Raw genomic sequence first — 20,475 nt, forward strand, 5'->3', positions numbered from 1 at the left:
GGCGGGTCCGTCAGGCCGGGAGGGGTTGCGGGACGATGCGGAAGCTGTGACTCTCCCGGGCCAGTTCGCGTCCGTCGGCGTCGACGAAGCGGCCGGTGGCCTCGTAGCGGCCCCCGCTCGTCGGCCCGACGGGGAGCCGCTCGGGCGGCAGCCGCACTTCGTACGGCCCGCCGGCGCGGAATCCGCCCAGGGTGTGGGTGAGGGCGGCGATCCGGGTCCCCTCGCAGGACCGGGTCTCGTCGAACTTCAGCCCGTCGATCTCCGTCTCCGTCCGGAAGGTCAGGACGACGGAGACGACCGCGCCGGCGGGCAGGACGACGGGTTCGCGCGGCTGCCCGCCCAGGGGGACGCGCAGGCTCCCGAAGTCGTCGGACACCAGGGACACGTCGATCAGCTCGAAGTCGGCCATCGCGGTCTCACGTCCTCCGTCGGTTCGGTCCTGATCGCCTCGGCGCCCTGCGGCACGGCTCCGCCGCCCGCCGCGCGCGTGGCCTCTGCGTCGCGGCTACCCCGACGGATCGGGAGTACGCACTTTCTTCGAGGCTGTCAGTGGGCGCCGCTACCGTGATCACATGAGTTCTTCCCTGAGCGTGTACCTGCTCGACACCGAGGCCACCCGTGCCTTCGTGGGCTCCGGCAACGAGGAGTTGCTGAAGGCGATACGGGCCGAGTTCGGTGCCGAGATGGCCGCCGACGACTCGTGGTTCTCGTCCGAGATCGCGGACGGCGCACCCACGGCGTACGAGGCGCTGCGGACGGTGGTGCGCGGCGGGCCGTACCCGGAGGAACGGCGGTACGCCTTCCAGTACGGCTACGCGTACAAGCGGCTGTGCGCGATGACCGGGCAGTTCCTCGACAACTCGTCCTTCAGCCCGTTCCGGGGCGACTGGCTCGAGCTGGTGGACGAGGGGCTGCGCGCGCTGCGGGTCACGGCGGTGTCGGTGGCGGAGCTCGGGTACTACGGCGGGTTCCCCAAGGGCGTACCGGTCTACGATCTTCCGCGCTGCGGCGAGTGGACGCAGGCGCAGTGCCTGGAGGCGCTGGAGCAGGTCGAGGCGACGATGCGGGACGGCCGCGCGCCGGCACTGGAGCCGGAGATACGCGCCGCCGTGACGGACGTGATCGGCTGGCTGCGGCGGGCGCAGGCGCGCCCCGGCTCCGGCGTGGTCGGCTTCGTGTCCTGAAGCCTCCGGGGACGGGGCGGCATGCGGCTCGCGGGTACTACTCGGCGAAGACCTCGCGGAGCTTCGCCTCCTGCGCGCTGTCCAGGTTCGACTGGATGAGCTCGGCGTGCGCGCCGGGGAAGGCCTCCTTCACGCGGTCGACGACGGCGTCCTGCGAGAGCAGGAAGATCGCCGAAGTGCCCGGCGTTACCTGGGACTTGACGGACTCGATGAAGTCGTCGTCGATGCCGACGTCGGCCATCTTGCCGCCGAGCGCGCCGGCGGCCGCGCCGATGGCGGCGCCGAAGAGAGGCATCAGGAAGATCAGTCCGAAGAGCATGCCCCAGAACATGCCGGACAGCGCGCCGACGCCGGCGAGATTGTGCAGTTGCTTGGTCTTCGGCTTCTTGGCGTCCTGCGGCCAGGTGGCGACCGCCGCGTCCAGGACCTGGATCAGTTGTTGCCTCTGCAGCTGGAGCAGGGTGCTCTCGGCGGCTTCCGCACCGTCGGGGGTGTCGAACTTCCAGACGGTCAGGGTGGCCATGGGTGTCCTCCGGTGGCAGCGCTGCCGGGTCGGGGTCGAGTGCCTCCCCAGTAAACGGGCCGCCCCCACGTTTCGCATGTCGGATGAATCACCACGAATGACGCAGTACGGTTCGCGCCGCGCCGCGCGGAGGGGTCCCCTGGCAGGAGAGCAGCGGACCGATGCGGGAGGCACAGGTGGCGGACGACGAGGCGGCCGGGGCCGGCCACGCCGGGAACGGCGAGAACACCGAGCTCCAGCAGCTGAGGGCGCGCGTGGCCGCGCTGGAGAGCGAGGGCGTGCGGCCGCCGAGGCATCGGGTCCGGTCGTTCTTCGCCGCGGTCCTCATCACGCTCGGCGTCCTCCTCGCGCCGCTGTCGATCGTCGCCGCCTGGGCGTCCGACGTGGTCGGCGACACGGATCGTTACGTGGAGACGGTCGCCCCGCTGGCGTCGGAACCCGCCGTTCAGGAAGCGGTGGCCAACCGGGTGACGAACGCGGTGATGACACGCCTGGACCTGTCCACGCTGCTCTCCGACGCGGCACCCGCGGAGCGGCCCCGGCTGGAGAAGGCCCTGGGGAAGCTGGGCGACTCGCTGGAGGGGGCCGTCGAGTCCTTCGTCCGCGACAAGGCGCGGGCGATCGTGGCGTCCGAGCAGTTCGAGACCGTGTGGACCGAGGCGAACCGGAGGGCGCACGCGGCGGTCGACAAGGCGCTGACGGGCAGTGGCGGCGGGGCCATCGAGCTCCAGGACAACGCGGTCACACTGAATCTCGGCCCCGTGATCGACCAGGTGAAGGAGCGGCTGGTCGCCGACGGCATGACGGTCGCCGGCCGCATCCCGCAGGTGAACACGAACTTCGTGCTGGTGAAGTCGGACCAGCTGGAGGACGTGCGGACGTACGTCCGCATCCTGCAGCTGGCCGGCGACTGGCTCGTGGTGCTGGCCGTCGTCCTCCTCGCGGCGGGCGTCCTCCTGGCCGTGCGCAGGCGCCGGGCCCTGGTGACGGCCTCGCTGTGCGCCGCCGCGGCGGTGATCGTGCTGGCGATCGGGCTGCGGGTGTTCCGCGCCGTCTATCTGGACCGGCTGCCCGCGCAGGTGTCGCAGGACGCGGCGGCCGAGGTGTACGACACCGTGATCCACCTGCTGCAGCTGATGATCCGGATGACCGTCGCCCTGGCCGTCGTCATCGCCCTCGCCGCCTGGCTCACCGGCCCCGGCCGCCGCGCCTCGTTCCTCCGCGGCCTGTGGACGTCCGGCATCGGCGCGCTCCGCGGCACCGCCGACCGCGCGGGGCTCCGCCTCGGTCCGGTGGGCCCCTTCGTGCGCCGCTTCCGCACGTGGATCAACTGGATCGTGGTGGCCGGAGCGCTCGTGATCTACCTCCTGTGGTCGTACCCCACGGGCTGGACGGTCGTCGGCATCGCGCTGTGTCTCGTCTTCGTGCTGGCGATCGTGGAGTTCCTGGCAGGCCCCGCGGAGGCGGAGCAGCCTCAGCAGCCACAGCCGCCCGCCACCGCGCCGGTATGACGCCGGGGCCGCTCAGAGCTCCGGGCTCCGGTAGCGGGCGGCCAGGGCGCCGACCGTCTCGGCCATGCGGGCGCGGAGTTCGGCGGGTTCCAGGACCTCGATGTCGGTGCCGAGGCGGAGGAACTCCCCGTGGGCGTGGGCGATCGACTCGATGGGCACCCGGGTCTCCGTCCATCCGTCGCCGGCGGCTTCGACGCCCAGGCGCCGGGCTCCCTCGGGAGTGAGACGGACCAGGGCGTCGCCCGAGTGCAGCCGGGCCCGGAAGTCGGCCAGGTAGCGGGCCCAGTACGCCGGCAGGTCGAAGTCGTCGGGGGTCGCGAACTCCTCGTCCAGTTCCGTGAGTCCGAGGATCTGATCGACGCGATAGGTGCGGATTCCGGAGGGTCCCCCGGCGACCAGGTACCAGCGGCCGGCCTTGAGGACCAGTCCGTACGGCTCGATCCGGCGCTCGATCTCCTCCGGGGCCCGCCAGCGTCGGTAGCGCAGGACCAGCACCCGTCGTTCCCACAGCGCCGTGGCGACCGCGGCCAGATGGGGCGTGCGGTCGGCGTCGCCGTACCAGCCGGGGGCGTCGAGCAGGAAACGCTCCTGGATCCGCCCGGCGTGTTCGCGCAGCTCCGCCGGCAGCGCGGCCCGCAGTTTGAGCCGGGCGGCGGCGAGCGCCTCGCCGAGGCCGAGGTCGGCGGCGGCGCCGGGGAGGGCGGCGAGGAACGCCGCCTGCGCCTCGTCCGCGGTCAGTCCGGTGAGCCGGGTGCGGTAGCCGTCGACCAGCCGGTAACCGCCCGCGTGTCCCGCCTCGCCGTACAGCGGGATCCCGGCGCCGCCGAGGGCCTCGACGTCGCGGTACACCGTGCGGACGGAGACCTCCAGCTCTTCGGCCAGCTCACGGGCCGTCATCCGGCCCCGGTTCTGGAGCAGCAGGAGCAGGGTGACCAGCCGGGTCGCGCGCATGACGGCCAGTATCCACTGACAGAGGATGTCAGGGGAGCGCCCCTAGCCTGCGGCGCATGAGCATCGTCGAACTACGGCAGTACACCCTGCACCCGGGCGCCCGGGAGACCCTGATCGAGCTGTTCGAGCGGGAGTTCGTGACCGGGCAGCAGGCGGTCGGCATCACCGTCGGCGGACGGTTCCGGGACCTGGACGACCCGGACCGCTTCGTCTGGTTGCGCGCGTTCCCCGACATGGCGCACCGCCGGCGCGCGCTGGAGGCGTTCTACGGGGGGCCGCTGTGGCAGCGGCACCGCGAAGCGGCCAACGCGACCATGGTCGACAGCGACGACGTCCTGCTGCTGCGCGGGCCGTGCTTCACGGCGCTGCCGGGGGCGCGTCAGGTGGTGGCGACGGTCTGCCACCCTTCGGACGAGGCGGCCTTCGACGCGTACGCCGCCCGGCATCTGGCTCCGGTCCACGCACTGCACCGCACCGAGCACGCCGAGAACGACTTCCCCCGTCTGCCGGTCCGCACCGGGGAGGACGTCCGGGTGTGGTTCGGCCCGGCCGAGCCGCCGCCCTGGCCGGTCCGCCGACTGCGGCTGGAGCCGGTGGGGTGATCGCCTACCGGGCTCGAAGCGGGTCGGGTCGGGTCGGGATTGACGGTGTCTCGACCACTTAAAGTCGAATCAATTCGAGTTCGACTTTCTCGCCCGCGAAATGAGTATGCATGGCTACACACACCGAGCGCACCGACCGCGACGTCGCGGTCATCGGCAACGGGTTCATGGGCTCCTCGATCGCCCGTGCCCTGGCGCGGGCGGGCTGGGCGGTCACGGCGTACGACCCGGACGCCTCGCGCGCCCGGAGCCTCGCCGAGGAACTGCCGGAGCACGTCCGCGCCGATGCGGACCTGGCGGCGGCGGTCTGGTCCTGACCTGCGCCCCGGCGTACGGGCCGGTGCTCCGCAGCCTGGAGGCCGTCGGGAGCTGGGCCGGCAAGACCCTGCTCAACACCGGCACGAGCTCCACGGAGGAGTCGGAGACCGCCGACGCGTGGGCCGCCGAGCGAGGCGTTCCCTATCTGGACGCGGCGATCCTGTGCTTCCCCCAGGACATTCGGTACCGAGCGCGGCTACGTGCTGTTCTCGGGCAGCTCCGAAGCCTGGGCGGAGCACGAGAAGCTGCTCGGCGCGCTCGGTCCGGCAACGCGCTTCGTCTCCGAGCAGGTGCAGGCCGCGAGCGCGGTCGACGCCACGATCGTCGGCGGCGTGTACACGGCCGCCCTCGCCGCGTACGTCGACGCGATCGCCTACGCCAAGAGCCAGGGCGTCGGGGGCGAGGTGCTCGACGAGGCCACCGACAAGGTCCTGGCGGTGCTGAAGGACGGTACCCGGGAGGCCGTGCGGGCGGTCGACAGCGGCGACTTCACGACGGACCAGGCCACCCTCGCCGTGTTCACGCACGGCGGGGAGACCGTGCTCGACGGCATGCGCCGAGCCGGCTTCGCCGCGAACGTGCTGGCGGCGACGGTGCGCAACCTCAAGGCCGCCGAGGCCGCGGGCCTGGGCGGGTCGAGCTTCTACGCCCTCGCGCAGGTCGCCGCGACCGCTCCGGCGGGCGGGCAGCAGGGCTAGGGCCTGTCCGGCCCCAGCCGCACGCGGGCACGCGCACCCACCCGGGAGGGCGGCGACCGGTGGACCGCCGCCCTCTCGGCATGCCCGATTCCGCTTTCGGTACCCTGCCGATGGTGGGCGCACGCACTCCTGGGGCCGGAACTATGGTGTCCCACCACATACGCCTGTGACCTGGGCGTTTCTACGGTGTGGCGACACGCAAACGTCCCCGTCACATGCAGGAAGTGGTGCCGATGTCCTCCCCCGCGACCGCTCCGCCCAGCCCCTCGAATCTCAAGCGCATCGTCGCCGCGAGCCTCATCGGCACCACCATCGAGTGGTACGACTTCTTCCTCTACGGCTCGGCCGCGGCGCTCGTGTTCAACAAGCTCTTCTTCCCCGAGTCGGACCCGCTGGTCGGCACGCTGCTGTCGTTCCTGACGTACGCTGTCGGCTTCGCGGCGCGCCCGATCGGCGCGCTGGTCTTCGGCCACTACGGTGACCGCCTCGGACGCAAGAAGCTGCTGGTGCTGAGCCTGCTGATGATGGGCGGCGCCACGTTCGCGATCGGTCTGCTGCCCACCCACGCGGCGATCGGCAGCGCCGCTCCGGTGCTGCTCACCGTGCTCCGGCTGGTGCAGGGCTTCGCGCTCGGCGGCGAGTGGGGCGGGGCCGTGCTCCTGGTCTCCGAGCACGGCGACGCCGAGCGGCGCGGGTTCTGGGCCTCCTGGCCGCAGACCGGCGCACCGGCCGGCCAGCTCCTCGCGACCGGTGTGCTCGCCGCGCTGACCGCGACGGTCTCCGAGTCCGCCTTCCTCTCGTGGGGCTGGCGCGTGCCGTTCCTGCTCTCCGGCGTACTCGTGCTCGTCGGCCTGTGGATCCGTCTCTCCGTCGACGAGTCGCCGGTGTTCAAGGCCGCCCTCGCGGCCGCCGAGCAGCGCAAGACGGAGGCCGCGCAGACCGAGAAGGCCCCGCTGGTCGCCGTGCTGCGCAACCACTGGCGGGACGTCCTGATCGCCATGGGCGCCCGCATGGCCGAGAACATCAGCTACTACGTGATCACGGCCTTCATCCTCGTCTACGCGGTCTCCGAGGCCGGCATGTCCAAGCAGAGCGCCCTCAACGCGGTGCTCATCGCCTCCGCCGTCCACTTCGCCGTCATCCCCGCCTGGGGCGCGCTGTCCGACCGGATCGGCCGCCGCCCGGTGTACCTGATCGGCGCGGTCGGCGTCGGCGCCTGGATGTTCCCGTTCTTCGCGCTCATCGACTCCAGGAGCTTCGGCAGCCTGCTGCTCGCCGTCACCGTGGGCCTGGTCCTGCACGGGGCGATGTACGCGCCGCAGGCGGCCTTCTTCTCGGAGATGTTCGCGACCCGGATGCGGTACTCCGGCGCCTCCATCGGCGCGCAGTTCTCCTCCGTCGCCGCCGGCGCCCCGGCCCCGCTCATCGCCACCGCGCTGCTCACCAGCTACGGCAGCTCGACGCCGATCGCCCTGTACGTGATCGCCGCCGCGCTGCTCACCGTCGTGGCGATCGCCTGCGCCAAGGAGACCCGTCACCGCGACCTCGCCACCGTGGCGGGCGACCCGGCCGACGCGGCCGCCTCTCCCGCCGCGGACGCGGCGGTGCGGGCCCAGCCCGCCTGACACCCGCACCTCACGCAAGAGCGCCGGGCCTCGAAGGCCCGGCGCTCTTCCGTGCGTAACGGCATCGCCCTCAGCGCACCACCGCGCCCGACAGGGCGTGCAGCCGCAGCGCCAGCTGGATCTCCAGGGCGCGGGCCGGGGACTGCCAGTCCGGGCCGAGCAGCCGGCCGATCCGCTCGATCCGCTGCGCCACGGTGTTCACGTGGACGTGCAGATCGTCCTTGGTGCGGGCGGGGCTCATGCCGCTGGCGAAGTACGCCTCCATGGTGCGCACCAGGTCCGTGCCGCGTTTCCCGTCGTACGCGACGACCTCGCCGATCGTGCGGTCGACGAAGCCCTCGATGTCGCGGGAGTCGGCGAGCAGCAGCCCGAGGAAGCCGAGGTCCTCGGCGGCCGCGCCGTCGCCGGACCGGTGGAGCAGCCGAAGCGCGTCGAGGCAGCGGCGGGCCTCCTCGTACGCGACGGCCACCGCGCCCGGGGTGGCCGCGGGCGACGCGACGGGCGAGGACGCGCCGACGGTGACCGGTTCGTGCAGGGCGCCGCCGAGGTGGCGGGCGGTCTGCCGGGCCAGCTCCGCGGCGGTGTCGCCGGGGCCGAGCGGCAGCAGCAGGACCGTGCCGCCGTCGCGGGCGGAGGCGAGGCCGTGCCGGGTGGCCGCCAGGTGGGAGGCGGCGGACCACAGGCGCTGGCGGTCGGCGCTCTCGCGGCCGCCGCCTGCCTCCGCGCCCTGGCGGGCCCGGTCGATGCGGGCGGCGAGCACCACATGCGGCGCGTCGACGTCGGTACGGAGCCGGGCCGCGCGCTCGCGCAGCAGCCGGCGGTCGCGGTCGGGGGCGTCGATCAGATCGTCGAGCAGCTCGCCGCGGACACGCTGCTCGGCCTCGCCGGCGGAGCGGCGGGCGAGCAGCAGCAGGGACGTGACGAGCGCGGCGCGCTCCAGGGTGCGCTGGTCCACCGGGTCCAGCTCCGGCTGTCCGCGCAGCACCAGCGCGCCGAACACCTCGCCGCCCGCCGAGACCGCGGCGACCCACTCGTCGCCGTCCCGCAGGACGTGTCCGCCGGCGAGACGGGCGAGGCCGGGCGGCTCCTCGGTGAACGCGACCGTGCCGCCGAGGGCCTCGGAGACCGCGTCGGCCACGTCGTGCACCCCGCCGCCGCGCAGCACCAGTTCGGTGAGCCGGTCGTGGACCTCGGAGGCGCGCTCGATGACGGCGCTGTGTTCGCGGATGATGCCGTTGGCCCGTTCCAGTTCGGCGAGCGCCGAACGGGTCTCGGCGAGCAGGTTGGCGGTGTCGATGGCGACGGCGGCGTGCGCGGCGAGGGAGCCGAGCAGGGCGACCTGTTCCCGCTCGAAGACCCTGGCCCGCCGGTCGGCGGCGAAGAGCACGCCGATGACCTGGCTGCCGAGGCTGAGCGGCACGCCGAGGATGGCGACCAGTCCCTCGTCGCGTACCGCGCTGTCGATGGTGCGGGTGTGCTGGAAGCGGTCGTCGTCGAAGTAGTCGTCGGTGACATAGGGGCGGGCGGTCTGGGCGACGAGTCCGCCGAGGCCCTCGCCCATGCCGAGCCGCACCTGCTGGAAGCGGGCGGAGACGGAGCCCTCGGTGACCCGCATGTAGGTGTCGCCGGCGACCGGGTCGTTCAGGCTGAGGTAGGCGACCTCGGTGCCGAGCAGGGAGCGGGCGCGCTGGACGATGGCGCGCAGCACGGCGTCGAGGTCGCGCAGCCCGGCGAGGTCGTGGGCGGTCTCGAAGAGCGCGGAGAGCTCGGCCTCGCGGCGGCGCCGGCCCTCCAGCTCGGCCCTGACCCGCAGGGCGAGCTGCTTGGCCTCCTCGAGCCCGGCCAGCGCCTCGGGGCCCGCGCCGCTCGCACGGGCGAGCAGCACGGGCCGGTCGTACGCCTCCGTCGCCGCTCCGCGGGCGAGGAGCTCCAGGTAGGAGACCTGTTCGTGGGACATGGACACAGGGATACCTGCCGTACGGGGGCTCGCACCAGCCCTGTGGAAAACGTGGACGGCCTCAGTGGGCGGTCCAGCCTCCGTCGAGGGCGAGCGAGGTGCCGGTGATGAACGAGGCCGGGGGCGAGCAGAGGTACAGCACGGCCTCGGCGACGTCCTCGGGTTCGATGAGCCGCTTGAGGGCGGAGTCCTTGAGCAGGACGTCGGTGACGACCCGCTCCGGCGGGATGCCGTGGGCGGCGGCCTGGTCGGCGATCTGCTTCTCGACGAGCGGGGTGCGGACATAGCCGGGGTTCACACAGTTCGAGGTGACTCCATGGGGCGCGCCCTCCAGGGCTGCGGTCTTGGAGAGTCCTTCGAGACCGTGTTTGGCGGCCACATAGGCGGACTTGTAGGCGGAGGCGCGCAGCCCGTGCACGGAGGACACGTTCACGATCCGGCCCCAGCCCTGTCCGTACATGTGCGGCAGTGCGCCCCTGATCAGCCGGAACGGCGCCTCGAGCATCACGGTGAGCACGGTGTGGAAGACGTCGGGCGGGAACTCCTCGATGGGGCGCACCAGTTGCAGCCCGGCGTTGTTGACGAGGATGTCGGTTCCGGCGGCGGCCGCCTCGGCGGCGTCGAGGTCGGTGAGGTCGAGGAGCTGCGGGGTGACGGCCCCGGGCAGTCCGGCGGCCCGCTCGGCCAGGGACTCGAGCCCGTCGGCCGCCCGGTCCACGGCTCTGACCCGGGCCCCGGCGGCCGCGAGCCGCAGCGCGCAGGCGCGGCCGATGCCGCTGGCCGCGCCCGTGACGAGGGCGGTGCGGCCGGCGAGGTCGACGGTGACGGAGCCGGGCAGGGCCGCGAGGGCGGGGGCCGGGTCCGCGGCCGCGTCCGGGGCGGGGACGGGGACGGAGGCCGGTGCTATGGGGGCGCTCATGCTCGGCACCCTATGAAGCGCCCCACCCGCGACCGATGTGGTCCCGGCACATAGTTCACTCAGGGGGCGTGGGGTCGAACCATGTCGGTTCGTCGGCGAGCGCCTGCTCGATCCGGAAGTGCGAGAAGCGCTTCATCTGCGGCAGCGCGTCCACGTCGAACCAGCCGACGTCCGTGGACTCCTCGTCGTTGACCCGCGCCTCGCCGCCGACGGCCCGGCAGCGGAAGGTGACGTCCATGAACTGGCACTGGTCGCCGTTGGGATAGACGACGGGCCTGCGCAGCGTCTGGACGAGCACGACCCGCTCGGCGACACAGTGCACGCCGGTCTCCTCGTACACCTCGCGGACCGCGCAGGCGGCCGGCTGCTCGCCGGGCTCGACGATGCCGCCGACCACCGACCACATGCCGTTGTCGGCACGGCGGCCGAGCAGGACCCGGCCCCGGTCGTCGAAGACGACGGCGGTCACGCCGGGCAGGAACAGCAGCTGATGGCCGGCGGTCTCGCGCAGGTGCCGGATGAAATCGGGAGTACCCATGCCCCCGACCCTACGGCCTTGTGGATCTTCGGGTCGGGGACCTCGGGAGGCCGCCTCGGTCCGTGCGCGGCGCGGTCCTCGGTCCGCGACCGGGGCGGTCCTCGGTCCGCGTCCGGCGCGCCCGTCAGTCCGTGTCCGTCGCGCCCGCACGCGCCTTCCGGCCGCGGGCGCGCACCGCCGCCCAGCCGAGACCGCCGGCGGCGACGCCGAGCAGCAGCAGCTCCGGCGCGATGCCGAACCGGGTGGCCGGGGTCTGCGAGGAGCGCAGCGGCACCTCCTCGACCAGGGCGTCCGGGGTGAACATCGCCGACTGGCGGACGATCTGCCCGTCCGGCCGGATGACCGCGCTGACGCCGCTGGTGACCGGCACGACCACGGAGCGGCTGTGCTCGACCGCGCGGACCCGGGACATCGCGAGCTGCTGATAGGTCATCTCGCTGCGCCCGAAGGTGGCGTTGTTGCTGGGGACGGCGATGAGCTGGGCGCCGTGCGTGACGGTGTCCCGCACCGCCCAGTCGAAGGCCGCCTCGTAGCAGGTGGCGAGCCCGACGCGGGTCCCGGCCAGGTCGAAGACGCCGATCCTGGTGCCGGCGCCGAAGTCACGGCTGACCCGGTCCACGTTGCTGTTGAAGATCCGGACGAAGGACCGCATCGGGATGTACTCGCCGAAGGGCTGCACATGCCGCTTGTCGTAGGTGTCGACCGGGCCACGGTCCGGGTCCCACTCGATGAGGGTGTTGCGGAGATTGCCGGTCTCGGGGGCGATCACCGCGCCGATGACGGTGGGCGCGCCGATCTTCTTCACGGCCTTGTCGATGACGTCGTACGCGTCGGGGTTGGCGTACGGGTCGATGTCGGAGGAGTTCTCCGGCCAGAGCACGAAGTCGGGCTGCTTCGCCCTGCCGCGCGCCACGTCCTCGGCTAGCTGTGCGGTGCGGTCGGCGTGGTTGTCGAGGACCTGGCGGCGCTGGGCGTTGAAGTCCAGGCCGAGGCGGGGCACGTTGCCCTGGATCGCGGCGACGGTCGCGGTGCCGTTCTCGGCGGTGGCGTCGACCAGCGGCAGCGCCGCGGCCGCCCCGGCCACCGGGACGAGCACCGCCGCCACGGCGGCGGTGACCGGGCCGCGCGGCAGCCGGCCGGTACGGCGGTAGGCGACCGCGCGGCGCAGCGCCTCGTACAGGCCGAAGCCGGACAGCGCCACGGCGAAGCCGAGCAGAGGCGTACCCCCGACGGCGGCCAGCGGCAGGAAGATCCCGTCGGCCTGCCCGAAGGCGATCTTGCCCCAGGGGAAGCCGCCGAACGGCACCCGGGCGCGGGCGGCCTCGCCGGCGATCCAGACCGCCGCGGCCCACAGGGGCCAGCCGGGGAGTCCGGACACCGCGGCGATACCGAGTCCGGCGGCCGCCACGAACACCGCCTCGGCGGCGACAAGGGCGAGCCACGGGCCGGCGCCGACGAAGGAACCCGTCCAGATCAGCAGCGGCGCGAGGAAGCCGAGCCCGGCCAGGTAGCCGAGCCCGAACCCGGCGCGCAGCCGCCGGCCGCGCAGCGTCCAGCCGAGCAGCGCGAAGGCGGGCAGCGCCAGCCACCACAGAGGGCGGGGCGGGAAGCTCAGGAAGAGCAGCACACCGGACAGCAGGGCCGCGCCCGGCCGCGCCAGACGCCGCGTCCGTGCGCGCCACGCGGCAGCCTCGGAGGAACGGGAGGCGGCGGAGGACGAGGCGGACCCGGGGGGCATGTCGGGCTCGGACGCGTCGACGGGAGTCATGGTGGTGCTCACACAGCGGAGTCTACGGTGGGTCCCTGTGCCCCGAGCAGGTCGGCGGCAGGGCCGGTTCGCCGGTGCGCTCCGCGGCCAGGCAGGACCTCCGCAGACTCTGCCTTGACGGACTCGACCGTTTTTTCCGTCGATGGCGCAACGTTCCTGCACGAAGTACTCCCCCTGGCGGCACTCCTGCCGCTACCGTGACGGCGGCTCCGGCGCGCGGCCCGATCGGCGTGCGCGCCGTGCCGTCACAGTCGGGGGGCGACGGGGATGACTGCGCAAGTGGCCGAACGGCCTGCCGTGCGCGAGCGCGGGCACACCACGGACGTGGCCGGGGTCCTGATCCTCGCCGCGTGCGTGCTCTGGTCGCTGATCAGCGCCGCCGGGCGGGAGGCCCGGCCCGAGGGCGTCGTCCTCGCGGTGCTCGCCGTGGCCGCCGGGTACGCGGTGGGACGCATCGTCGGCTCGCTGCTGCCGGTCGCCGCGGCGACCGCCGCCGCCCTGGGGGCGGCGGCCTTCGCGCTGCTCTCGGGCGACGGCGCGCCCGGCACGGTGGACGTCGCGGTTCCGCTGGGCCGCACGGGGGCGACGACGGCGCTTCTCGTCCTGGCCGCCGGGGCGGCCTGCTGCGCGGCCGCGGCCGCACGGCCCGGCCCGCTGCGCCGGGCCCTGCGGGCGCTGGCGGTGGCCGTCGCCGTGACGGCGGCCGTCCTGGGTTCGGTGGTCGGGGTGATCGCCTCGCTGGGCGTCCTGCTGTGCTCGCTGGCCGCGGTCCGTATGCGGCGCCGGGTCCTGGGCCTGGCCGGGCTTGCCCTGGCCGCGGGGCTGGTGGCCGGCGGGTCCTGGGCCGTCGCGGAGAACGCGCTTCCGGAGGGGCCGGCGTCCTCGACGGAGGGCCTGCTGACGGGGCACCGCGTGGGGCTCTGGCGGGACGCGGCCGCGATGGCGCACGAGAACCCGGTCCGCGGTGCCGGTCCGGACCGCTTCGGGGAGCTGAGCCCGACGGCGCAGCAGACGCTGTACGCGGACGGCAAGCCGCACTCGGCGGTGCTCCAGCAGGCCGCGGAACAGGGCGTCCCGGGGGTGGTGCTGCTCGGCGCGGCGTACGGCTGGCTGCTGTGCGGGCTCGCGTCCTCGCCACGCTCCACGCCGGTCGTCCTCACCGCCGCCGCGACGCTGACCGCGCTGGCCGTCCTGGCCGCGGTCGGCAACGCCCTGAGTTTCACCCCGGTCACGGCCGCCGCGGGTCTCCTCGCCGGCCTCGCCACGGCCGGCACCGTACCGGACCGGAACGTCGACGACGCCTGAGCCCTACACCCCGGCAGCGGGACTCGACCGGCGCAGGTGGCCGCGGATGACCCGGACGGCCGTCGCCGCGTCGTCGACGGTGACCGTGAAACTGCGGCCGTCGCCGAGGGTGAGGACCAGGCCCTCGCCACGGCGGACCACCACGGCCGTGCCCTTGTCCGGCCGCCAGCGGTAGCCCCAGCCGCCCCACTGGCGCGGGTCGACGCTGGGCGCGAAGTCCGCGCCGACGACGTGGGAGAGCGGGATGCGGCGGCGGGGCAGGCCCATGTGGCCGCAGCGCACCTCCATCGCCCGGGAGTCGACCTTCACCGCGACATGGACGAACGCGAGGGTGCCGAACATCATCAGGAGCCCGGCGAGCACACAGCCGATCACGGACATGAGCAGCGGGACGGCACCGGAGGTCCAGGGCCGTTCGACGGCCAGTTCGATGCCGAGAGCCATGAAGCCCGCGCCGAGGACGGCGAGCACCCACTGGACGCGGTTGGTCGCCCGACCGGTCCAGATCTCGGGCTCGGAGCCTGCTCCGGGCGCCTCGTCCCGGGAGTGGTCCGTCATGAGTGGCAGCCTACTCACGTTCTGCTCCTACGGCGCTGCGTCGCCGTCCGGCCGGGTGCCGGACAAGCCGCCCCGCAGTGACGTTCCGTCGCCGTCAGCGGGCGGATGCGACCGACCGGAGCAGCCGGCCCTCGGGGTAGGCGAGCGCCGCCTGCGGCAGCTCGGCCGCCCGGCCGCTGTGCAGCACGGTCAGTCCGCCGGTGGGGGCGAGACCGGGCGCGGGCTCCGCGCCGATGCGGCGCAGTGCCTGTGCGGCGACTGCCCCGGCGGAGCCGTGCAAAACGAGCGGAGGCAGGCCGGTGGGCCGTACCGCCGTCCGGATGAGCTCTTCGACCAGTTCGTAGTGCGTACAGCCGAGGACGATCGCGCGGACGTCACGCGGAGTGAGAGCGGCGGCCGCGGCGACGGCCCGCTCGACGGCGGCGGAGTCCGCGGCCTCCACGGCGTCCGCGAGGCCGGGGCAGGGCACCTCGGCGACCTCGACGCCGTGGGCGAAGTCGCGGATGAGTCCGCGCTGGTACGGGCTTCCGGTGGTGGCCGGGGTGGCCCAGATCGCGACGGGGCCGCCGCCCGCCGCGGCGGGCTTGATCGCCGGGACGGTGCCGATCACCGGGACGGCGGGCTCCAGCTCGGTGCGCAGGGTGGGCAGGGCGTGCACGGAGGCGGTGTTGCAGGCGACGACCAGCGCGTCCGGCTCGTGGGCGGCGGCGGCGCGGGCCGCGGCGAGCGCCCGCTCGACGATGTCGTCGGTGCTGCGGGGACCCCAGGGCATGCCGTCGGGGTCGGAGGAGAGCACCAGATCGGCGTCCGGCCGCAGCCGGCGGACCGCGGCCGCCGCGGCGAGGAGGCCCGTTCCGGAGTCGATGAGGGCGATCTTCACCCGGTCACCCTATCCGACCGCCCTTGCGCTCCCGGCGTTCTGGGGCAGACTGCGCGGAATGAGCACCATTGCCTGGATCGCCGTGGGTTCGCTGGCCGCCTGGGGGTGGCTGCTGCTGGGTCAGGGGTTCTTCTGGCGGACCGACCAGCGGCTGCCCGCCCGGGTGGACCCGCCCGTGTGGCCGAGGGTCGCCGTCGTCGTGCCGGCGCGCGACGAGGCCGAGGTGCTGCCGGTGAGCCTGCCGTCGCTGCTGACCCAGGACTATCCGGGGCCTGCGGAGATCGTCCTGGTCGACGACGGCAGCTCGGACGGGACGGGGAAACTGGCGCGCGAGCTCGCCGACCGGTTCACCGGGCTGCCGCTGACGGTGGTCTCCCCCGGGGAGCCGGAGCCGGGGTGGACGGGCAAGCTGTGGGCGCTGAGGCACGGCATCGCGCGGGCCCGGCGGGGCTGCCCGGAGCCGGACGACCCGCTGCTCGGCGGTCCGCCGTTCGGCGACTCGCGGGCCGACGGACACCCGGCGCACGGCGGCCCCGCGTACCTGCTGCTCACCGACGCCGACATCGCGCACGAGCCGGACAGTCTGCGCCGGCTGGTGGCGGCGGCGGAGACGAACGGGCTGGACCTGGTGTCGCAGATGGCGCGGCTGCGGGTGGCGACGGTCTGGGAGCAGCTGATCGTGCCCGCGTTCGTCTACTTCTTCGCGCAGTTGTATCCGTTCCGGTGGATCAACGACCCGGGCGCGCGGACGGCCGCGGCGGCGGGCGGCTGCGTGCTGCTGCGCACGGAGGCGGCGGTGCGGGCGGGGGTGCCGGAGGTGATCCGGGGCGCGGTGATCGACGACGTGGCGCTGGCCCGGGCGGTGCAGCGGTCCGGCGGGCGGATCTGGCTGGGGCTGGCGGAGCGGGTGGACAGCGTGCGGCCGTACCCGCGGCTCGGGGACCTGTGGCGGATGGTGTCGCGCAGCGCGTACGCCCAGCTGCGGCACAGTCCGCTGCTGCTCGGGGGCACGGTCCTGGGTCTCTGCCTGGTCTATCCGGTCCCGCCGGCGGCGCTGGCCGTGGGGCTGCTCACCGGGGACGGGCCGGCCGCGTGGACCGGCGCGGCGGCGTGGGCGGTGATGGCCGGGACGTACGTACCGATGCTCCGCTACTACCGGCAGCCGCTGTGGTTGTCCGTGACGCTGCCGTTCACCGCGCTGCTCTATCTGTTCATGACGGTGGATTCGGCGGTGCAGCACTACCGGGGGCGGGGTGCGGCCTGGAAGGGGCGTACGTACGCCCGTCCCGAGGCCGCGCCGGACCGGTGAGCCGCGTCGGGCTTCCGGTCACTTCCGTCCCGGCGTCCAGTTCATGCCCCAGCCGTACGCCTGGTCGACGGTGCGCTGCGGGCTGACGCCGCGCGCCGGGACCAGGTAGCGGGCCTCGCGCTGGACGACGAGGTCGCCGCCGGTGTTGGTGAGCAGCGCCAGGGCGCAGACGGTGGAGGGGACGGTGCACTCGTCGAGGGAGAAGTCGATGGGCGCGCCGTGCTGCGGCTGGAGGGTGACCGTGGCGTGCAGGTCGGCGAAGCTGCGGGCGCCCTCGTAGATGGTGACGAAGACGAGGAGGCGGCGGAGCTTGTCGCGGTGGTCGAGGTTGATGGTGAGGTTCTCGCCGCTGGCGACCGCGCCGGTCCGGTCGTCGCCGTCGAGGTGGATGTAAGGGGGCTGGTGCAGCGCCCCGAAGGCGTTGCCGAGGGCCTGGACGACGCCCTTGCGGCCGTCGGACAGCTCGTACAGGGCGCACAGGTCGAGGTCGAGGTCGGAGTGGTTGGCGACGGCGCGGCCGAATTTGGCGCCCCAGCCGGAGAACTGCCTGCGGACCTCCCAGTTGAGGTTCACCCGCATCACGCCGGAGGTGCCGCCCTGCTTGGCGAGGGAGACGACCGGCGCCTCCTTCGTCAGGGTGACCTTGGTGAGGCGCACGGGCTGCGTCGGGGTGGGGGCCACCGGGGGCGCGGGCGGGGCGGGAGGAGCAGGGGGCACGGGCGGCATCGGGGCCGGGGGCGGGGTGAAGGTCGGGGTGAACGACGCCGTGGGCATGGAGGGCATGGTGGGCTGGCTCGCCACGGTCGCCGCGCTGGAGGGTGGCGTGTACGGCTGGGGCGCGGGTGCGGGGGTGGGCGTGGGCGCCGGGGCCGCCGCCTGCTGGGGTTCGTCGACGGTGATGCCGAAGTCGGTGGCGAGGCCCTCCAGGCCGGAGCCGTAGCCCTGTCCGACGGCGCGGAACTTCCAGGCGCCCTGCCGGCGGTACAGCTCGCCGAGGATGAACGCGGTCTCGACGGTGGCGTCGACGCTCTCGAAGCGGGCGAGTTCGGCGCCGGAGGCGGCGTCGACGACCCGTACGTACAGTCCCGGCACGCGGCCGAACGTTCCGCCGTCCGCGGAGGCGGCGAGCACGATCCGCTCGATGGCGGGCTCGACGCGCTCCAGGTCGACGCTCAGGGTGTCGGTGACGGAGCCGCCTGCGGTGCGCTTCCCGTCGTGCCGCACCGAACCCGAGGCGTGCGCCGGCTGGTTGTAGAAGACGAAGTCGGCGTCGGAGCGCACTTTCCCCGACACGAGGAGTAGCGCCGAGGCGTCGACGTCCGGTACGCCCGCCGATGAACGCCAGCCCAATTCGACGCGGACGCTTCGCGCCGGCACCGGAACATTGGCTCCTTTAAGCATGGACATGATCGCCCCCATCGAGAGTCCGCGTGCACCGCGATTTCGTACGCCAACTTATTCCGAAGAGCGTTCCCGCGGGGCGGAAGTGCCGTGGAAGCCCCGTCGGGGCGCCCGCGCCGACCCGCGGGTAACCCCTCCTCAGCTTGGACTTTGCGAGATCATCACCCTTCGCGCCGTCCGTTTTTGTCGCATTCGATGCCATTGGGGAATGCGTCGTCACTCAGAGCTCGTCAAACAACCCGCTTATCGGTCTACCCACCAGCACATCGTGGGCTTAACTTATGTGCCATGACCTCCCCCCGGGCCACCTATGGCGGCGGTTACCACTCCGCCACGTCGTTCCCCGACACCCCGATCTACGACTCCCTGGTCGCAGAACGGGGCACCCCTCAGATCGCGCCGATCCGAGTGCCCTCCGCGTACGACACCGGCCACAGCTACCTGCCGGCGCTCCCCGCGGCCCTGCCCGCCCTCCCGGCGGCCCCCAGCCCCACGCCGCCCCCGGCCTACAACGGCGGCTCGTACGGCTACCCGCAGCAGATGCAGCAGGCGGCGCCCGTGCCGCTGCAGCACGCTCCGGCGCCGTACATCCCGCAGCAGCCCGCCGCCTCGCGCGGCTACGGCTACCCGGGCCCCCAGGCCCCGCAGCCGCCCCGGCCGATGGCCACCGGCTACGAGGCGATGCGCCCGGCGGCCGCCCCGCGGCCGATGCAGGCGCCCGCGCCGTACGACGACCCGTACAACCGCCCCTACCAGGGCGGCGGATACTGATCGTCCGTCCGGAAGGTCGGCCGGAGCGGCTGGCAGGATGGCCGCATGTCGAATCCTGTGCTGCGCTCCGTCCACATCCATCCGGTCAAGGCGTTGCGCGGCTTCGCGCCCGCCGAGGCGGAGGTTCAGCCCTGGGGACTGGCCGGTGACCGCCGCTGGACCGTGGTGGCCGGCACCGGCAAGGTCGTGACCCAACGCGAGGCTCCGCGGATGACGCTGGCCGCCGCGGAGTTGCTGCCGGGCGGGGACATACGTCTGACTGCGCCCGGTCTCGAGCCGCTGACCGTGGAGGTCCCGGATCCCTCCGGCACGGTCGCGGTGGACGTCTTCGGTACCGAGGTCCAGGCGGTTCCCGCGGGCCGCGCGGCCGACGCGTGGTTCAGCCGGTACCTGGAGGCCGAGGTCCGGCTGGTGCACCTGGACGACCCTGCGGTCCGGCGGCCGGTGGACCCGGAGTACGCGCTGCCGGGCGAGACGGTCTCGTTCGCCGACGGCTACCCGCTGCTGGTCACGGCGACCGCGTCCCTGGACGCGCTCAACTCGCTGATCGCGCAGGGCGACCACGCGGCCGAGGGCCCGCTGCCCATGAACCGCTTCCGGCCCAACCTCGTCGTCGACGGCACCGGTCCGTGGGCGGAGGACGGCTGGACCCGGCTCGTGGTCGGTGAGGTGACCTTCCGCGTCGCGAAGCCGTCCGGCCGCTGCGTGGTCACGACGACCGACCAGCTCACCGGCGTCCGGGGCAAGGAGCCGCTGCGCACCCTCGCCGTGCACCGCCGGCGGGGCGGCAAGCTGGTCTTCGGGCAGAACCTGGTGCCCGAGCACACCGGCACCGTACGGGTCGGCGACGAGGTCAAGATCCTCGACTGAACGGCCCTGCGGTCGCCGGGTTATCCACAACCTTGACGACCGCCGCGCACGGAACGCTCGGCCGGGGCACACTCGTTGCAGGAACAGCGAGCCGAGGGGGTGCGGACCGTGGGGACGTTCACCGGGCTCTGGCGCTGGCGGCACAATCCCCTGCGCCGGACCACGGACCTGGCCGAGGCCTGGGTCGCGTGCGTCGCCTTCCTGCTCCTCGTGCTCGGCGCTCCGGCGACCGGGCTGTGGGCCGGCGGCCGCACCGACGACGCGCTGCAGCACGCGGCCCGCGCGCAGCAGGCGGAGCGCCGGCCCGTCACGGCGCGCGTGGTGCGGGAGGCCGAGCCGCCCGCGCAGGCCCCGCAGAACCCCGACGCCGCGGGCGAACAGCGGCTGCGCACCCTCGTGGTGGCCCGCTGGCCGGCCCCGGACGGCAGCACCCGGACCGGCACCGTGCACACCCTGGACCCCGATCCCGAGCCCGGGGAGACCTTCCGGATATGGACCGACGCCGAGGGGCGCGCGGTCAGCGCCCCGCTCCGGGCCGGCACGGCTCGCGCCCACGCGCTGTTCGCGGGCCTGTTCGCGGCCTCGGCGGTGGCGGTCGCGGCAGAGGCGGCGCGACGGGCCGTCGTACGCGGACTGATACGCCGGCGGTACGCGGAACTGGACCTGGAGTGGGCCCGAACCGGTCCGGACTGGGGCCGCACCGGCACGGGAAGCTGAGCCGCGGGGGCGGCGGGGGACGACCCGTCAACCCGCCCTCCCCGCGCGCGCTACGGTGGGGCATCGGATC

General features: G+C 73.8%; 21 protein-coding genes. 11 read left to right on the plus strand and 10 right to left on the minus strand.

What is annotated here, in order from left to right; genetic code table 11:
* Positions 1-10: 10 nt before the first annotated feature.
* Complete coding sequence (locus tag ABZO31_RS02650) at positions 11-409, minus strand: hypothetical protein (protein WP_406859232.1); 399 nt, start codon at positions 407-409, stop codon at positions 11-13.
* 163 nt (positions 410-572) lie between these two features.
* Between ABZO31_RS02650 and ABZO31_RS02655 the strand changes: the two genes are divergently transcribed.
* Positions 573-1,184 (plus strand): DUF7691 family protein, encoded by a 612-nt coding sequence (locus ABZO31_RS02655; RefSeq protein WP_406859233.1) that lies wholly within the window; start codon positions 573-575, stop codon positions 1,182-1,184.
* A gap of 37 nt (positions 1,185-1,221) precedes the next feature.
* On the opposite strand, the gene ABZO31_RS02660 is transcribed toward ABZO31_RS02655, so the two are convergent.
* On the minus strand, positions 1,222-1,707 hold the full coding sequence (locus ABZO31_RS02660; protein WP_406859234.1) for a DUF1269 domain-containing protein: 486 nt from the start codon (positions 1,705-1,707) through the stop codon (positions 1,222-1,224).
* Between the two features lie 161 nt (positions 1,708-1,868).
* On the opposite strand from ABZO31_RS02660, the gene ABZO31_RS02665 reads away from it, so the two are divergent.
* The gene (locus ABZO31_RS02665) at positions 1,869-3,218 is read left to right on the plus strand and encodes a hypothetical protein (protein ID WP_406859235.1); all 1,350 of its coding nucleotides are present in this window, start codon (positions 1,869-1,871) and stop codon (positions 3,216-3,218) included.
* Between the two features lie 12 nt (positions 3,219-3,230).
* Here the strand turns inward: ABZO31_RS02665 and ABZO31_RS02670 are convergent, their stop codons facing one another.
* The gene (locus tag ABZO31_RS02670) at positions 3,231-4,169 is read right to left on the minus strand and encodes a helix-turn-helix transcriptional regulator (protein WP_406859236.1); all 939 of its coding nucleotides are present in this window, start codon (positions 4,167-4,169) and stop codon (positions 3,231-3,233) included.
* A gap of 56 nt (positions 4,170-4,225) precedes the next feature.
* On the opposite strand from ABZO31_RS02670, the gene ABZO31_RS02675 reads away from it, so the two are divergent.
* The 4 genes from ABZO31_RS02675 to ABZO31_RS02690 all read left to right on the plus strand — a co-directional run bounded on the left by ABZO31_RS02675 (position 4,226) and on the right by ABZO31_RS02690 (position 7,412).
* Positions 4,226-4,771, plus strand: coding sequence for an NIPSNAP family protein (locus ABZO31_RS02675; RefSeq protein WP_406859237.1), 546 nt, complete (start codon positions 4,226-4,228; stop codon positions 4,769-4,771).
* 110 nt (positions 4,772-4,881) lie between these two features.
* Positions 4,882-5,088, plus strand: coding sequence for an FAD-dependent oxidoreductase (locus tag ABZO31_RS02680; RefSeq protein WP_406859238.1), 207 nt, complete (start codon positions 4,882-4,884; stop codon positions 5,086-5,088).
* Positions 5,089-5,289: 201 nt separating this feature from the next.
* Complete coding sequence (locus ABZO31_RS02685) at positions 5,290-5,787, plus strand: hypothetical protein (protein ID WP_406859239.1); 498 nt, start codon at positions 5,290-5,292, stop codon at positions 5,785-5,787.
* Positions 5,788-6,020: 233 nt separating this feature from the next.
* On the plus strand, positions 6,021-7,412 hold the full coding sequence (locus ABZO31_RS02690; RefSeq protein ID WP_406859240.1) for an MFS transporter: 1,392 nt from the start codon (positions 6,021-6,023) through the stop codon (positions 7,410-7,412).
* A 70-nt stretch (positions 7,413-7,482) separates the two neighbouring features.
* Here the strand turns inward: ABZO31_RS02690 and ABZO31_RS02695 are convergent, their stop codons facing one another.
* From ABZO31_RS02695 to lnt, 4 genes are all read right to left on the minus strand, one after another.
* Positions 7,483-9,369 (minus strand): helix-turn-helix domain-containing protein, encoded by a 1,887-nt coding sequence (locus ABZO31_RS02695; protein WP_406859241.1) that lies wholly within the window; start codon positions 9,367-9,369, stop codon positions 7,483-7,485.
* Positions 9,370-9,430: 61 nt separating this feature from the next.
* Complete coding sequence (locus ABZO31_RS02700) at positions 9,431-10,288, minus strand: 3-hydroxybutyrate dehydrogenase (protein ID WP_406859243.1); 858 nt, start codon at positions 10,286-10,288, stop codon at positions 9,431-9,433.
* A 55-nt stretch (positions 10,289-10,343) separates the two neighbouring features.
* Positions 10,344-10,826, minus strand: coding sequence for an NUDIX hydrolase (locus ABZO31_RS02705; RefSeq protein WP_406859244.1), 483 nt, complete (start codon positions 10,824-10,826; stop codon positions 10,344-10,346).
* A 124-nt stretch (positions 10,827-10,950) separates the two neighbouring features.
* Positions 10,951-12,606: an apolipoprotein N-acyltransferase gene (lnt, locus tag ABZO31_RS02710; RefSeq protein ID WP_406859245.1), complete on the minus strand. Its 1,656-nt coding sequence runs from the start codon at positions 12,604-12,606 to the stop codon at positions 10,951-10,953.
* 255 nt (positions 12,607-12,861) lie between these two features.
* Between lnt and ABZO31_RS02715 the strand changes: the two genes are divergently transcribed.
* Positions 12,862-13,899: an O-antigen ligase family protein gene (locus ABZO31_RS02715; RefSeq protein ID WP_406859246.1), complete on the plus strand. Its 1,038-nt coding sequence runs from the start codon at positions 12,862-12,864 to the stop codon at positions 13,897-13,899.
* Between the two features lie 3 nt (positions 13,900-13,902).
* Here ABZO31_RS02715 and ABZO31_RS02720 read toward each other — a convergent pair whose 3' ends face one another.
* Positions 13,903-14,457: a hypothetical protein gene (locus ABZO31_RS02720; RefSeq protein ID WP_406859247.1), complete on the minus strand. Its 555-nt coding sequence runs from the start codon at positions 14,455-14,457 to the stop codon at positions 13,903-13,905.
* 94 nt (positions 14,458-14,551) lie between these two features.
* Positions 14,552-15,337, minus strand: a complete 786-nt coding sequence (locus ABZO31_RS02725) for a glutamate racemase (protein WP_406859248.1) — start codon at positions 15,335-15,337, stop codon at positions 14,552-14,554.
* A 58-nt stretch (positions 15,338-15,395) separates the two neighbouring features.
* On the opposite strand from ABZO31_RS02725, the gene ABZO31_RS02730 reads away from it, so the two are divergent.
* Entirely contained in the window at positions 15,396-16,646 is a 1,251-nt protein-coding gene (locus ABZO31_RS02730; RefSeq protein WP_406859249.1) for a glycosyltransferase, read from the plus strand.
* Between the two features lie 18 nt (positions 16,647-16,664).
* On the opposite strand, the gene ABZO31_RS02735 is transcribed toward ABZO31_RS02730, so the two are convergent.
* Positions 16,665-18,065 carry a TerD family protein gene (locus tag ABZO31_RS02735; RefSeq protein WP_406859251.1) on the minus strand — a complete coding sequence of 467 codons (1,401 nt, stop codon included), beginning with the start codon at positions 18,063-18,065 and terminating at the stop codon, positions 16,665-16,667.
* 270 nt (positions 18,066-18,335) lie between these two features.
* On the opposite strand from ABZO31_RS02735, the gene ABZO31_RS02740 reads away from it, so the two are divergent.
* The 3 genes from ABZO31_RS02740 (at position 18,336) to ABZO31_RS02750 (ending at position 20,405) form a co-directional block, all read left to right on the plus strand.
* On the plus strand, positions 18,336-18,818 hold the full coding sequence (locus tag ABZO31_RS02740) for a DUF6643 family protein (protein ID WP_406859252.1): 483 nt from the start codon (positions 18,336-18,338) through the stop codon (positions 18,816-18,818).
* Positions 18,819-18,863: 45 nt separating this feature from the next.
* Positions 18,864-19,688 (plus strand): MOSC domain-containing protein, encoded by an 825-nt coding sequence (locus ABZO31_RS02745; RefSeq protein WP_406859253.1) that lies wholly within the window; start codon positions 18,864-18,866, stop codon positions 19,686-19,688.
* 108 nt (positions 19,689-19,796) lie between these two features.
* Positions 19,797-20,405 (plus strand): hypothetical protein, encoded by a 609-nt coding sequence (locus ABZO31_RS02750; RefSeq protein WP_406859255.1) that lies wholly within the window; start codon positions 19,797-19,799, stop codon positions 20,403-20,405.
* The last annotated feature ends 70 nt before the right edge of the window (positions 20,406-20,475 follow it).

Source organism: Streptomyces solicamelliae (assembly GCF_045348655.1).
Lineage (GTDB): Bacteria > Actinomycetota > Actinomycetes > Streptomycetales > Streptomycetaceae > Streptomyces > Streptomyces solicamelliae.

What these genes read in the sequence shown, in the direction of transcription:
- ABZO31_RS02650 (WP_406859232.1), bottom strand. Translation starts at nt 409, where the DNA reads ATGGCCGACTTCGAGCTGATCGACGTGTCCCTGGTGTCCGACGACTTC.
- ABZO31_RS02655 (WP_406859233.1), top strand. Translation starts at nt 573, where the DNA reads ATGAGTTCTTCCCTGAGCGTGTACCTGCTCGACACCGAGGCCACCCGT.
- ABZO31_RS02660 (WP_406859234.1), bottom strand. Translation starts at nt 1,707, where the DNA reads ATGGCCACCCTGACCGTCTGGAAGTTCGACACCCCCGACGGTGCGGAA.
- ABZO31_RS02665 (WP_406859235.1), top strand. Translation starts at nt 1,869, where the DNA reads ATGCGGGAGGCACAGGTGGCGGACGACGAGGCGGCCGGGGCCGGCCAC.
- ABZO31_RS02670 (WP_406859236.1), bottom strand. Translation starts at nt 4,169, where the DNA reads ATGCGCGCGACCCGGCTGGTCACCCTGCTCCTGCTGCTCCAGAACCGG.
- ABZO31_RS02675 (WP_406859237.1), top strand. Translation starts at nt 4,226, where the DNA reads ATGAGCATCGTCGAACTACGGCAGTACACCCTGCACCCGGGCGCCCGG.
- ABZO31_RS02680 (WP_406859238.1), top strand. Translation starts at nt 4,882, where the DNA reads ATGGCTACACACACCGAGCGCACCGACCGCGACGTCGCGGTCATCGGC.
- ABZO31_RS02690 (WP_406859240.1), top strand. Translation starts at nt 6,021, where the DNA reads ATGTCCTCCCCCGCGACCGCTCCGCCCAGCCCCTCGAATCTCAAGCGC.
- ABZO31_RS02695 (WP_406859241.1), bottom strand. Translation starts at nt 9,369, where the DNA reads ATGTCCCACGAACAGGTCTCCTACCTGGAGCTCCTCGCCCGCGGAGCG.
- ABZO31_RS02700 (WP_406859243.1), bottom strand. Translation starts at nt 10,288, where the DNA reads ATGAGCGCCCCCATAGCACCGGCCTCCGTCCCCGTCCCCGCCCCGGAC.
- ABZO31_RS02705 (WP_406859244.1), bottom strand. Translation starts at nt 10,826, where the DNA reads ATGGGTACTCCCGATTTCATCCGGCACCTGCGCGAGACCGCCGGCCAT.
- ABZO31_RS02715 (WP_406859246.1), top strand. Translation starts at nt 12,862, where the DNA reads ATGACTGCGCAAGTGGCCGAACGGCCTGCCGTGCGCGAGCGCGGGCAC.
- ABZO31_RS02720 (WP_406859247.1), bottom strand. Translation starts at nt 14,457, where the DNA reads ATGACGGACCACTCCCGGGACGAGGCGCCCGGAGCAGGCTCCGAGCCC.
- ABZO31_RS02730 (WP_406859249.1), top strand. Translation starts at nt 15,396, where the DNA reads ATGAGCACCATTGCCTGGATCGCCGTGGGTTCGCTGGCCGCCTGGGGG.
- ABZO31_RS02735 (WP_406859251.1), bottom strand. Translation starts at nt 18,065, where the DNA reads ATGGGGGCGATCATGTCCATGCTTAAAGGAGCCAATGTTCCGGTGCCG.
- ABZO31_RS02740 (WP_406859252.1), top strand. Translation starts at nt 18,336, where the DNA reads ATGACCTCCCCCCGGGCCACCTATGGCGGCGGTTACCACTCCGCCACG.
- ABZO31_RS02745 (WP_406859253.1), top strand. Translation starts at nt 18,864, where the DNA reads ATGTCGAATCCTGTGCTGCGCTCCGTCCACATCCATCCGGTCAAGGCG.